This is a genomic window from Thalassospira sp. ABL2_045, from assembly GCF_056161285.1.
Genome location: NZ_JBSWYV010000010.1, coordinates 65,679 through 77,545, shown reverse-complemented (window position 1 = coordinate 77,545; position 11,867 = coordinate 65,679). Strand labels below are relative to the sequence as shown.

Annotated in this window: 21 protein-coding genes and 1 tRNA gene; all 22 read right to left on the bottom strand. The window is 55.7% G+C overall.

The features are described from left to right. Window positions 1-2: 2 nt before the first annotated feature. Entirely contained in the window at window positions 3-137 is a 135-nt protein-coding gene (locus ACXAIA_RS14735; RefSeq protein WP_475349989.1) for a hypothetical protein, read from the bottom strand. 177 nt (window positions 138-314) lie between these two features. Next, window positions 315-878 (bottom strand): hypothetical protein, encoded by a 564-nt coding sequence (locus ACXAIA_RS14730; protein WP_475349988.1) that lies wholly within the window; start codon window positions 876-878, stop codon window positions 315-317. A gap of 74 nt (window positions 879-952) precedes the next feature. Further along, a complete protein-coding gene (locus ACXAIA_RS14725) occupies window positions 953-1,831 on the bottom strand; it encodes a hypothetical protein (protein ID WP_475349987.1) in 879 nt (292 codons plus the stop codon). A 2-nt stretch (window positions 1,832-1,833) separates the two neighbouring features. Continuing rightward, on the bottom strand, window positions 1,834-3,306 hold the full coding sequence (locus ACXAIA_RS14720; protein WP_475349986.1) for a terminase large subunit domain-containing protein: 1,473 nt from the start codon (window positions 3,304-3,306) through the stop codon (window positions 1,834-1,836). After that, window positions 3,287-3,919, bottom strand: a complete 633-nt coding sequence (locus tag ACXAIA_RS14715; RefSeq protein ID WP_475349985.1) for a hypothetical protein — start codon at window positions 3,917-3,919, stop codon at window positions 3,287-3,289. The genes ACXAIA_RS14720 and ACXAIA_RS14715 overlap by 20 nt, the downstream gene beginning before the upstream one ends. Before the next feature lie 13 nt (window positions 3,920-3,932). Continuing rightward, the gene (locus ACXAIA_RS14710; protein WP_475349984.1) at window positions 3,933-4,073 is read right to left on the bottom strand and encodes a hypothetical protein; all 141 of its coding nucleotides are present in this window, start codon (window positions 4,071-4,073) and stop codon (window positions 3,933-3,935) included. Next, window positions 4,073-4,273: a hypothetical protein gene (locus tag ACXAIA_RS14705; protein ID WP_475349983.1), complete on the bottom strand. Its 201-nt coding sequence runs from the start codon at window positions 4,271-4,273 to the stop codon at window positions 4,073-4,075. Before ACXAIA_RS14705 ends, ACXAIA_RS14710 begins: the two co-directional genes overlap by 1 nt. After that, window positions 4,273-4,515: a hypothetical protein gene (locus ACXAIA_RS14700; protein ID WP_475349982.1), complete on the bottom strand. Its 243-nt coding sequence runs from the start codon at window positions 4,513-4,515 to the stop codon at window positions 4,273-4,275. The genes ACXAIA_RS14705 and ACXAIA_RS14700 overlap by 1 nt, the downstream gene beginning before the upstream one ends. 110 nt (window positions 4,516-4,625) lie before the next feature. Continuing rightward, window positions 4,626-5,168 carry a hypothetical protein gene (locus ACXAIA_RS14695; RefSeq protein ID WP_475349981.1) on the bottom strand — a complete coding sequence of 181 codons (543 nt, stop codon included), beginning with the start codon at window positions 5,166-5,168 and terminating at the stop codon, window positions 4,626-4,628. A gap of 243 nt (window positions 5,169-5,411) precedes the next feature. Then, window positions 5,412-5,489: transfer RNA gene (locus tag ACXAIA_RS14690), tRNA-Met, on the bottom strand. Window positions 5,490-5,801: 312 nt separating this feature from the next. Next, complete coding sequence (locus ACXAIA_RS14685; RefSeq protein ID WP_475349980.1) at window positions 5,802-6,266, bottom strand: hypothetical protein; 465 nt, start codon at window positions 6,264-6,266, stop codon at window positions 5,802-5,804. Continuing rightward, window positions 6,266-6,943, bottom strand: coding sequence for a hypothetical protein (locus ACXAIA_RS14680; RefSeq protein ID WP_475349979.1), 678 nt, complete (start codon window positions 6,941-6,943; stop codon window positions 6,266-6,268). The genes ACXAIA_RS14685 and ACXAIA_RS14680 overlap by 1 nt, the downstream gene beginning before the upstream one ends. Window positions 6,944-7,097: 154 nt before the next feature. Next, a complete protein-coding gene (locus tag ACXAIA_RS14675) occupies window positions 7,098-7,448 on the bottom strand; it encodes a hypothetical protein (RefSeq protein ID WP_475349978.1) in 351 nt (116 codons plus the stop codon). Next, window positions 7,448-7,684, bottom strand: coding sequence for a hypothetical protein (locus ACXAIA_RS14670; protein ID WP_475349977.1), 237 nt, complete (start codon window positions 7,682-7,684; stop codon window positions 7,448-7,450). The genes ACXAIA_RS14675 and ACXAIA_RS14670 overlap by 1 nt, the downstream gene beginning before the upstream one ends. Beyond that, window positions 7,684-8,070 carry a hypothetical protein gene (locus tag ACXAIA_RS14665; protein WP_475349976.1) on the bottom strand — a complete coding sequence of 129 codons (387 nt, stop codon included), beginning with the start codon at window positions 8,068-8,070 and terminating at the stop codon, window positions 7,684-7,686. The genes ACXAIA_RS14670 and ACXAIA_RS14665 overlap by 1 nt, the downstream gene beginning before the upstream one ends. After that, a complete protein-coding gene (locus ACXAIA_RS14660) occupies window positions 8,067-8,483 on the bottom strand; it encodes a hypothetical protein (protein WP_475349975.1) in 417 nt (138 codons plus the stop codon). Before ACXAIA_RS14660 ends, ACXAIA_RS14665 begins: the two co-directional genes overlap by 4 nt. Further along, entirely contained in the window at window positions 8,480-9,169 is a 690-nt protein-coding gene (locus ACXAIA_RS14655) for a hypothetical protein (RefSeq protein ID WP_475349974.1), read from the bottom strand. The genes ACXAIA_RS14660 and ACXAIA_RS14655 overlap by 4 nt, the downstream gene beginning before the upstream one ends. Next, on the bottom strand, window positions 9,159-9,998 hold the full coding sequence (locus ACXAIA_RS14650) for a DUF1376 domain-containing protein (protein WP_475349973.1): 840 nt from the start codon (window positions 9,996-9,998) through the stop codon (window positions 9,159-9,161). Before ACXAIA_RS14650 ends, ACXAIA_RS14655 begins: the two co-directional genes overlap by 11 nt. Next, complete coding sequence (locus ACXAIA_RS14645) at window positions 9,995-10,552, bottom strand: MT-A70 family methyltransferase (protein WP_475349972.1); 558 nt, start codon at window positions 10,550-10,552, stop codon at window positions 9,995-9,997. The genes ACXAIA_RS14650 and ACXAIA_RS14645 overlap by 4 nt, the downstream gene beginning before the upstream one ends. After that, the gene (locus ACXAIA_RS14640; RefSeq protein WP_475349971.1) at window positions 10,549-11,166 is read right to left on the bottom strand and encodes a hypothetical protein; all 618 of its coding nucleotides are present in this window, start codon (window positions 11,164-11,166) and stop codon (window positions 10,549-10,551) included. The genes ACXAIA_RS14645 and ACXAIA_RS14640 overlap by 4 nt, the downstream gene beginning before the upstream one ends. Continuing rightward, window positions 11,166-11,405 (bottom strand): hypothetical protein, encoded by a 240-nt coding sequence (locus tag ACXAIA_RS14635; protein ID WP_475349970.1) that lies wholly within the window; start codon window positions 11,403-11,405, stop codon window positions 11,166-11,168. Before ACXAIA_RS14635 ends, ACXAIA_RS14640 begins: the two co-directional genes overlap by 1 nt. After that, window positions 11,402-11,866: a crossover junction endodeoxyribonuclease RuvC gene (locus ACXAIA_RS14630; RefSeq protein WP_475349969.1), complete on the bottom strand. Its 465-nt coding sequence runs from the start codon at window positions 11,864-11,866 to the stop codon at window positions 11,402-11,404. The genes ACXAIA_RS14635 and ACXAIA_RS14630 overlap by 4 nt, the downstream gene beginning before the upstream one ends. Window position 11,867: the final 1 nt, after the last annotated feature.

The following is an 11,867-nucleotide window of genomic DNA, read 5'->3' as shown; positions in this document are numbered from 1 at the left end:
CCTTAGTCGCAGTATTTGGTGTATCCAGAGCCGAAGCAGTTGATGTCATCAACCTCCTTTCCTCCACCTCCGAAGATCGCTGTCAGCGCGAAGAACACGACAAAGCCGATAATGAGCCACCAGGTTTCTTTGGTCATTTGATCACCACCACCCCGTCGTCTTGAGTAATATAATCATCACAAACGAAACTGCTCCGCAGGCCAACATCATCAAAACAAACAGCCCTGCCTTTGCAAAAGCATTCGTTTGTCTGTGGATGATCGGAAAGCATAGCCAGCACACTAGCAAGGCGCTTAAACCAACCAGAACAGCACTCACCCGCCCCACTCCAGCTTTTCAGGTGCACCGTTGGGCACTTCAACGGTCTGGTAGGCGGCATGCGTGATAAAGCTCACTCCGCGCGAAACCTTGCCTTTGTCGAAATCGAAGGACGAGAACAGCACAACGAAGTCGTGCCCTTTAATCCGCCCATACCCGGTTTGATTATCCAGCGCTGACGGGCGAAAACCGCCGTAAACCTCAGCGCCAAGGTTAATCTGTACTGCGTCAATATCTGCAACGTTGTTCACGAATGTAACGCCACAGCTTCCCGGCCCACCAATCGCAATAAACGAAACGTTGCGGCCATCTTCCACGATCTGATAATGCCATACCTTGATCGGGCCGGTCGCGTCGACAGAATCAAACTCCTTGCCACTGTCGCCGGTATATTCCATTGCCGCTTTGCGCAGCGCCGCTGCATCTCCGACATAGGGCATGCAGACCCTTTTGGCCGCGTCGGCAACGGTTGCGGAATAATCCTTGTTGGCCGGCGCTTGTGTCGTCTGACACGCGGACAGAACCACCAAAACAGCAGCAACAGCAATATTACGGATCATCTGATATCCCTCCATTGATCCCTAATATTACCTTTTCAACTCTGGCGCGTCCATTCCAATCATCTCGGCGTTTTCTACAGCAGTTCTTCAATGCCGCGTAGACGGGCATAGCTGATATTGAGCGGGCTGAACGTGCGACGGATCGTATTCGGGTTCGGTTTGGGCTTTGCCGGTTGCGCAGTTCCGGTGCGGGCCGATGCCAGCGCGGTGTTGGCGGGAAGGATAGGGTTATCTCCGCCCTGTCGCCCTCCGGGGAACTGGTTGCCAAGTGTGGCTCTGTTGCCTCCCGGTGAGAAAAGAGATCCTGCAGTATTCGTGCTGGTCGCCGTTGTCGAAGCCACTTCATCCAGATCCAAAACATTATCGTCAAACAAACTGACGGCGGACCCAACCATACCAGCCACCCCCGGCGCACCGATACCCAGCGCCCGCGCTGCATTGCCAATCATGTTCGGCTTGCGGTCGGCATAGGTGCTGTGGGCAAAGTTCGCCACACCGGCACCGACCGGACCGCCAAGAGCAAACCCACCAACCGTGGCCAGCCCCGTGGCCACATCCGACTTTGCAAACCCGCCAGGATTATTCACACCGAACCGGTCTTGCACCCACGACCCGAAACGATCCCGCGCTTCACCGATGGAATTGATGCCCTCTTCATCATCATTGAACGCATCAACGGCCATGTTCATGCCGCTGCTGTCATAGGCCTTAAGCGCGGCCTTTTCGCGCCGCGCAAGCTCATACCGGGCCGTGCGCATTGCTGCGGTGTCCCGCGACGGCGCCCCTGACCCGCCACGATCCCCCTGCGGCGCATTGTTGTTCCGACGACTGCCGCCGCTCAGGTTGACGTTGTTGCGGGCCGGACCTTGCCCGGCGCGATCACTCCCCTTGTCACCACGCGGCCCACCAAGCGCTTCACTGGCACCCCAGCCGCCACTACCACTGATCGACATGATTAATACTCCGGTTCATAACTCATTTCTGCGCGGTCGGACTGGCTGGCCGGCGTGACGGAAACAGGTGTCGTTGCATGCGCATCAATCAGTGCATCGCCGCGATCCGGGCTGCGTCCGATACGCTTCTTGATGTCGGCCTTTTCTTCGATCTGTATCTTGCCGCCGCTCAGTTTCCAGCGTGGCGCGGCAAGGTCTGCTGCCAACGCCCGGTCTGGCGGAATGGCAAGTTCCATACCTGATTTCGGGTCAAGCGCCTCGCGCAACATCCAGTGGTCATAGGCACGGTCATTCTTGAACTCCAGCCGACCGGAACTGTCTGTCTTGCCATCGCTTCGCCGTGTCGATGCGCCGTTTAGTTCCTCGACACGATCACCGATCAGGTCTTTGAGGTGGTCATAAACGCTGGCGCCAATCCCGATGACATCAACACCGATCCGCGTGCGTTTCTGTGCATTCGCAATACAAAGCCCTGCAACGGTCTGACCATCCGGCGCGCCAGTTCCGGGAATAACGATCTGCGTCCCGAAATACCGTGGGCCATACTTTGGCGACATCACGGTTTCATCCCGCCCGCCGCGCGATGGATCAACGCCAAGTGTCGTCATCGGCGTGTCACTCGGTTTCTGCTCAGTCCAGCGGGCCTGCGCCTGTTTGATCCATTCGGTCGGGATCACCTGCCAGACATCATCGTCAAGGCCTGCACCAAATTCACCGTCGCGCATCATGGATCGCAACGGTTCGGGCAAGGCCTCCAGCGTATCTGCGTAACCTGTATCCATCAGAAACTTGTTGTCCTCTACACGGGCCGGGATAAAGGTGCGCGATTTGGGCCGGATAATTCGGATGCTATCGCCGCGTTTGACCTCAAGCGGCTCGTCTGTTTCAAACTCCTGTTCCTTGCCGTCAATCATGGCAAAGAACCGCAATTCACCGGGTTCAGCCGGGTTGCGATGCCCGTCATCAAGCCACGGCGCAAAAAAATCGACAATCCATTGACCTTCTGCCGTGGTCGGCGGGTTGAAGCCAAGGAACAACCGGCAATGATGGCCTGAAGCTGACCTGTTCCAGGCCATCAGCTTCCTAACCTGCATTTCCAGAAAGTTCGCGGCCTCGTCAAATGCCAGAAGGTCGTTCGGCTGCCCCTGGTATTTCATCCAGTCATCGGCCTTGGGCAGGCCACCGAACCGGATGCGCTTGCCGTTTGGCAGCTTCCAGATGTTTTTGGACCCGTTAAACCATTTATCGTTTCCGATGATCTCTGTTGACCGCTCCACCAGACCGTTAAGCTGTGTTGCTTCCCGGCGCAGGATCAGCGATCTGTGATGCTCAAGCACCGAAATGCCAAGCATTGTATCGGTTTTGCCGCCGCCGGCCGCCCCGCCATATCCGATCTGCGAGGCTGGCGTCATCATCGCCATCAACTGCGGCACCGAATGCGGCATCCACAGACGATTAGCAATCTTCTTCGCCATCTCCATCTTCTGCGAGCTGTTCAAGCAGCCCAAACGCCGTTTCAACTCGGCTTTCGTCAGACCCGTCGTCATTTTCATCTGATCCGTTCGGGTTGGCCTTTTCGAGTTGCATAAACGTTGCCACGGTGCGCAGCGATCGGTCGGCCGCCTTGGTCAATTCGATCAATCGGCCGTCATAGATAACCTGCTCGGCCTTGGCCTTTTCGTCGTCAAGCGCCGCCTCGCTTTGCAGCGTCTTTGCCGCGCGCATCAGCATGATATTTGAAATCAGGTCCGCCCGATCCTTTGCCGTCATGCCCTTGAACTGCTCAAGCAGCGGCAGATCTTCAATCCTGACATACATGCTATGCGGCTTGTCCGGCTTAACCGCGTTCTTGCTGCCCTTGGGCGGGCCGTTGCTGGCCCCGCCGTGCTTGTCGCAACACGCCCCGACCTCGCCTAGTCGTTTGGTGCCTGATCCAGCGATCTGCTTGCACTGTTCGCCTTGCTGCCGCGACCATGCCGGGCAACGTGGTTTGCTTCGGCGTTTGTTATCCGGCCAATCATCAGGGAAATGGGATTCCGGCTCGAAGTCATCCGGCTTCTCGATCTTTGTGTATTGCTGCTTCGCCACATCAGATCGCCCACTACTGCCAAGGGTCAGAAAGGTTCATTTTGTCCAGCTTGTTCAATGCGCGCCACATGCAGACACCACCGAGCGCGAGGCATAGCAGCACCAGCAGCGAGATCCCTGCATATGTTGCCGCGATGTCTGCGAGATCTGCCATCAGTTGCAATCCGATGCTTTCTGACCAACACGCACCCACTGCCATCCTTCTTTGTTGAACGAGGCCAGCAATGTGTCGACCCGGCCATTGTCGTAAACAGATAGAACCCCATCGGTCACGGCAATCTCAATTGCCTCTCCCTCAAAGTTCCACTCGCGCCGGCCATCGCTAACCTTGCAGTGCTTCCAATGTGTTTCCATCACTTCCACCCTGCCAAATCCTCATAGCGCAGCAGCACAGCCACAACGGGCCGTTCACCGCAGCTTGAGCAGCGGAGCCTTTCTCGTATTTGTTTCAGGGTTTCACCGCCACGGTGTCGCTTGCAGATGTCCTGCCAAAGCATTACGCGGCGTTTGCGACCGCAGGCACATTCACAGCCTATCGCGGCGTAGACACGATGGTTCCAGATGGTCCCTATCGCGGTGTTGTCGAGTTCTTCCATGTCGGGCCTCTTGGCCCTGTCCCTGCTTTCAGATAGCGGAACGGATGGGGAACTTCAAGGCGCTTCGGGACCGCAGGTCAGGCGGCCCCTACTGATCGCGAGCGTGACGATCAGGATTGGTCGGCAACTGCCTTTGCCATATCCGAAAAGAAGTTATGAACGCTGCTCGCTTCGCTGACGATTTCGCAAGCGCTGGCATAAAGGCGGGCGTCAGCATAATCCCTCATCGGATCTGCCGAACTAAACAGCTTGATGTCTCCTGTCTTGCCTTTGAGGTCGCGCTCAACCGAGAAACCGGAATAGCTTTCGACATCGAACTCGGTGTATTTGCAGCTGATCAGAGCATGCGGTACCGACCGAACATTCGTTGCTGAATGCGTCGGGTAGATCTTATCCACCGTCTGCCCTTGCTCGTTCATCACGTAGATCAAGCCGGCAACATTCGGGTTCATTGGTGCCTGCGCAGCATCGCCCTGCGCCACGGGAAGATAGATATCCTCGTTCGACAGCATGATCGACCTGTCGCTACAGGACTGACAAGAGCAACCATTATCGCTCAAGATCAATTCGTTGTGCTCAGGAACAAACTCAATCGTCTTCGTGGTAGTGGTCTTGACGCGACCACTACGCATCATTGCTTTGATAACCAGCATCTGACTTCCTTTCTGTCTGAAACGAAAAACGGCGGCACGCTCTCACGTAACCGCCGTCTGGCCCGACGATGTGCCGGGCTATTGCGTCCGCATAAGGGCGGACTTCACTCCCCACAGTGGCACTATGGGACGAGCAATTTGCATAATCTGCAATTTGGTCAAAACAAAACCCGCCCGGATTGCTCCAGGCGGGTGAATGAGGACCGGGACGTACCTTTCGGAAGAGGCCCCGGCCATGTCATCTGGTTGCGCGGGACGGATTTGAACCGCCGACCTCTTGGTTATGAGCCAAGCGAGCTACCGAACTGCTCCACCGCGACACAGGAATCAAAAAGCGCCCGGTTTTCCAAGGCGCATTGATCAAAACTTATCTGGTTTGTCTCACAACTGATCCAGATTGTCAATTGATCTGATCTCAGTGGATGTGTGGACGCCATTCAGTCGGGACCTCTCGCCCCTTAAGATCAGGGAGCCATGCTCTTGTCTCTCGGCCAAGACGACTCAGCCAATACCCGCACCGGATATCCCATCGCATGCCCTTCATTTCACGATTAAATCTTCCAACCCTGCCGCGCAAATCCACCTGACTTCCGTCCCGTGGCGCTGTCTCTATTGATTGCCACCCGTCTTGCATCACCCTTCTTCCTCTGGTGGCGTCCACCCTGCGGCGATCAGCGCCTGCCTGACGGCTTCTTCCTGAAGGTTGACCATGTGATAGGCAACCGTGCCCATCATATCCGTCTCCACCAAAATACGCTGGCCGTCATCAGAGACACCTGCTCTAACTGAGATGCTCTCATTCCAGTGATCTTTATCCCATGCTTCGGATGCTGGGCTGCCGTAGACCAAAGCACCAACATCCTTGCCTTCCTGAGCATTTGCCCGGTAACGTCGCTCAAGCTCCTTGTTGAGCTTCTCAGACGTGGACGGGCTCATGTTTGGTACGCCTGCCAGAAGGTTTATTTCTTTCTCGATTGCTTTCTCGCTCATCTCATCAATCACCTTCACCAACCGTTCTTTCCCGCCAGTCCAACCGTTACCCGCCAATTCAAGAAACCGGTCACAGTTATCATCGAACTCTTTGCTATGCTCGGCCATCACTTCCCATCCCATCCCGGCTGCCGGTTATCGTGCATCATGTCGCAGTAGACCTCAAGCATGTTGACCAAGTGCTTCTTTGAAGAGCCATTCGACGTGTGCAGTTTTGTATCGGTCTTGCGCCACTTCGCATCGGTCTGCCGGCAGGATAATCCGAACACGATGATATCGATCGCTCTGAGATAGGCATCGTTCCCGCCGTGGTTTGCGATGACTTCATCGGCCCACTGCAGATAGTTCCGCTCCACATCCATGAACCATTCCTGGCTGGGCGGTTCGCCTGCTGCTTCGGTCAGCTTATCACCGTATCGGGCAATGGTGTTCTGCACGTCAGCTGTCGCCAGCGTGAAACCGAACTCGATCATCTCCAAGGCCCTGACCAATGGCTTCGGGTGCCGTTCAAGGCTATCGAACAGCCGGTCATCCTGTTTGCGTCTGGCACAGACGGCTTCCTCAACCACCTCGACGCCGGTCTTCTTGCCCTGCTCTGTCTTGACCTGGGTTCGGACCTTCGACTTGATCTGCTCGGTTTCTCTGCTCTGGTCAAGATCGATCTCGACAACGCGGAACCGGCGCAACACCTTTCCAGTATAGTGATCTCGTTCGAGATTGAACATGTTGCCGCCGCTGACAACGTGTTCGATCCGTGTTCTGGTATCCGGGTCAATTGCTGACATCTGGCTTGTTCCGCTCTGTTGCTGTTCTGCTCGTGTTCAACATCGACGCTATGCGTGTTTTTCTGCCCGTGTGGCGCGTTTGAATGGAAAATACCCCGTTATAGCCAAATTCTCTTTAAACAGCCGCCACCGGGCAAAATACGCGCCGCAATCGCTATTCCCTCCGCCCAATCGGCTCCGGCCCGCTGCCGTAGGGGTTGAAGCCGTCTTTGCGTTTGCCGACCTTTGCCGGCACCTCGTGAGCAACGGGAAGATGCCAGTAGATCCCGACAGATTCCTCCATTTCGAGGATTGAGCCTTCGATGGGGCTACCAACAGATCCACCATCCCGATCAGGTGCTTGGTACGGGAATGTGACGCGCTCAACAAGCGACGCCCTATGCTCTGCTGATTTTGCGGCAAGGACATCCGGGGAGTCGCCAAGGCGCATGAAGTCAGGTTTGGTTTTCGACGACACGGTGACCGGTGTGTAGGGCGCGAAGCCGGTTAGGTGTTTGCTGTCCATCACTTCCTCCAAATGAACCGGACGCCGAAAACAGAGAACGACCAGAAGCCAGATGACATTTTTGGCTTGTTGTTCCGCACGAAGAACAGTTCCTTTGCGCCAAGATCTCTGCGGATGACCAAGGTGCGCCACCACATCGCAATGACAAGCGACCACCTGAGTTTTTCTGCGACCTGACCTTGCGTTAACTCGGCTTGTTCGCTGTGCAGAAAAACGACGCCAATTTGCCTTTGCATCACGCACCGCCTTTCAGGGCTTGCTGAGTGCGGTCGTGCACCCAAGCCATCAACCCGGACCCCGGCTCACTTGCACGGTCAATTTCTTCCAGCGCCGCCCGCAGCCTGATGTTGTCACCTGACAATTCCGAAATCTTTGCGCGATCATCAGCACGGCGAACAAGCGGACCATCACGCCATTCCCCGTCGATATTTTCGACGGCGGCCAGCACCAAAGACAGGTCGGACGATGTGACGGCTACTATCTTCCCATCCGGCTTGCGTGCCTGCATCAGAGTGACGAGGATTTCTGTGTACCCGCAGCGGCCATTAAAACGTTCGGCGTCAAGAAATTCGCGGATATTCTCGATGGCACACAGGTATTCTTTGCGTTCAGATCTGTTCACGACTGCCCTCCTTTCAGGGCTTGCTTGGCCCTTGCTTCCCATGCGGCCAGATCATTCTGGTAAGCCTGCTCAAACCACATTGGCAGGTCCGGATTCTCTGACTCCTGCTCCGACATGCGACGGGCGCGGACACATAAATCGAGCCCATCGTTCAGCGCCGCCCGCAGCCGTTCGATCTCGGCGGATTGGTTTTTTTGCATAACATCCATCGCCGCTTGCGCCTGTTCGATAGTGAAGCGGTAAGCCGAATCCCCGAAGCCATCCCTGAAATCTTTGGCCTCATTAAATGTGATCTCGTTTTCGCTGCAATCCCAAATCGCACGGGCCACATCTTCGATCAGCTTGACGTCATGTTCCGTCGTGTCCTGCCTCATGGGGTTATTCCTGCCGTTTTCGGTGTGGTTTGTGGTCATGCGATTGCTCCTTGTTCATGAAACTGCTGTTCCTTCTCGAAGTTATCGACAGGCACACGTTTCACATCCGGCTTTGCGCCGAACCCTTCGTCTGTCTGACGTTTGAAGTGATCCATGGCGCGGGCCGGAACTTCGATCTCGATGCGGCCAAGGCGCTGACCTCGGCGATACAGTGCCCGTGCTTCGTGGAGATCGTTTTCCGCATCGGTCCAGACCATGTAGCCGGTTGCGATGCGATCAAACGCCATGCGCGGCGGATCGGATAGCTGGGTCGAAAGCACACCTTGCGCCATCACCCATGCCGCGGCTTGGAGATATTCCCGAAGCATCATCTGCCCTGATCGGGTCTTGATCTGCTCAAACAGCGGCTTGCAGTTCGCAATCACACGGCCGCGTTCACGATTTGCAAGTTCGCGGGCCTGGTCGTAGAAATGCTTCGGTTTGGCGTTGTCCATCTTGGCCGCTGGTCGCAGCTTGGAATATTCAAGCTTGATCCGGTTCACTGTCACGTCGCGGCGGTTCGGGACGTTGCTGATCAAATCCGTGACGACGCGGTCAAGCGTTACCGGGTCCAGACCATTGAGCGCGAACTCAAACTCGCGCATGGTTTCCGGCTCAAGCGGGTATTGCGGCCAGCCGTTGTTGATCCGTTTGACGATGGTCACGATTGCGGGATTAACCGACATTGCCTTGGCCCTCCGGTTCTTGGTTGCGCAACGCATCGAGCTCGGCCAGATAGTCGTCGCTGCGGCGTTGCTCTTCTTCGGCCTTACCTCTGGCCCGATCATTGGGGAATTGCTGCAGGTTCGATCTTGGTCCGTTGCCCAGAACCGAGTTGATGTAGGACAACGGCTTTGACGCGGCCCTGACCTGAGCCGTCGCTATCGCGTCTCGGACCTGCTTCGGGGGGTAGGCTTTCAGCCAGTCATGAATCAGGATATCGACCTGGGCCTCTGATGTGGCATAGGCCTCCATCCACTTCCGACCATCCGAATTGATCCAATCAACATTCTCGTCGCGCGCCTGCGCGTCAGAGAGAGATGATAGTTTACTATTATCTCTCTCTTTAGTTGGGTTGTTGGGTTGTTGGGAAGGATATTCCCCGGATTGGTCCGTGGTTGTATCCGTGGATTGATACTGATCGTTATTATTCAATGGCTTATCTGATTTTTTACCTTTTTTTCGGTCAGACTGTTGCTTAACCTGTCGTTCAACGTAACCCGCTTCTTCTCGTAACCTGTTGCTGAAAATCACGTCGTTTTCGATGGTGAAAAACGCGGTTACGGCAGGTCCAATTCGCGACTTCCAGAGCCGTGTCGATACCCGCGCAATGCGTGCCAGGCGCATGTCGTCATCTGGCAGGTCGCAGCTTTCACGGGTCCACATCGCCATAAGAAGGCAGATATACGCCCCCACCTCGTCGGCCTGCAGGTGTTGTGTGTCACGCTGGAACGCATCTACCCATAGCGGGCAAGGGCGTTTTGAACGGGATTTGGCGGCGTTAAATTCGGTCATTCCGCCGCCTCCACGTCGAACTTTCCGACCTCATTACCCCATGCGTCCCAGCCCGGTCGTGTCTGGCGCGCGAAAAGCTCCAGATACGGGCCATCAAAAAGGTTCTCGATCAGGTCATAGGTGCAATCAGGCTTGCGACTGTGTTCGCGTACTTGTGCTTCGATAAGGTTGCGAGTGGATCGGTTGTTGATAGATGGTTTGCCGCGTGTCCCGACAAGGAAAAGCTCGGCAGCACTGCGAAAAACGTACCCGGTCCCGAAATGGGTCTTTCCGTGCTTGGTCTTCTTGTGCCATGCGCCGCCAGATTTGTATTTGAAACCCCAAGCCGCCATCAGATCGATTGCTTCTGGCAGCATCAGGAATGTCGCCCACATGAAGCAGACCGAGTCATCTTCTGCCGCAAACTCGACGGGGATGCGCTTAAGCTCTTCAATCGATGTGCATTGGTAGTGCGCGCTCGCGTTTCGATAGGATCCCGCAGCGGACCAGTTGTTGAACTTCCACGGCGGGTCGGCATAAATCACGCCATATTTGAGGGATGGAAACTGCGTCACTGCGGCAACTCCACCCCGGCCTCGGCCAGAAACTTCATCGCCGGATACGGAAAGCCGTTCAGGAAGCACACGCCGTCCCGCACTTCTGCGGTCTTTCCCGGCATTTCGTCAAGAATGCGCGCCGCGATATAATACGGGTGTTTCCCGGTATCTATGTTGGCGCTCATTGATGACACAAGCTCGATGTGTTCTTGTGCCTCTTTCGCTTTTTTTCGGACTTTCTTGGTGTGATAATGCTCCTCTGGAAACTTGACCCCGTTTCGCGAAAGAGATGTGGCCGCCCCGGCGCGGCTCAAATTGAAACGCTTGCCAATCCGTTCAAGAATTTCGTTGCGGTCAATACCATCATCCAAAAGACCGTGCGCCATTTCCACAAGGCTTTCACGTTGCTTTCGCGTCAGGCGCTTGGACTTTCCGGGTTTGGTGCTAATTCTCTTTGCTCTTCCAAGCCCGAAGTTAAGGTACGTTTTCAGCGCCCATTTAACACTTTGGGGGGACCGCCCGATTTTCGGTCCGATGTGATCGGCCAAGGGCTGTCCAACAAGCCCCTGGGCAACTGCATCTGCGTGAACCTTACGGAGTTCTTCTATTTCGTCTTTAAACCAGTTCGCCATCACTGACCCCGCCCGGCATTGACGTAATCAGTATCGGCCTTGCCGACATAGCCAACCGCATTTGTCGCGGCCAACTCGTCCAGAAGCGAATTTGCGCAACGGCTGCGGTATTTGCCCATGGCACGTTTGTCTTTGCGTGCCCGCGCCGCCTTTGCCTTCTTGCAGTTTTCGCGATGTTTGCGGCCTGCTGCGAATGCCTCGGCATAGGCCTGCCGTTCGTCTGGGGTGTAATGGTTCATAACAAAACTCCGTTCTGTTCCTTCGCCCAATACAGAAGGGCGATGGCGTCTGCTTCGTTGTCGTCTTTCGGGGAGTGACCGCGACGTTTCGCGGCATCGATCATCGCGTCTTTGTTCGCGTTGCCTTTGCCTGTCGCGTGCTTCTTGATGGTTCCGACCGGTACGCCTTGATAGGCAATGCTCTGCTCCTCGCACCACGCCGTAAGATGGGCCATGAGCCCGCCATAGACGTGCGCCGCACTTGTGCCGGTATGGCGTCGGACTTCCTCGAAATACACGGCATCCATGCGACCGTGCATATAGAGAATTTCCTGCAACCATCTTCGAAATTTGAGGTATCGCATCCCCCCGCCCTCGAAACGGCCGGCGGCAAAGTTCTTTGTTCCGCTATCAATGGATTTCGCGCCAAAGGTCGAAGCCCAGCCGGTTGTCGTTCCGAGGTCGAGGGAAAGGATTTTCATG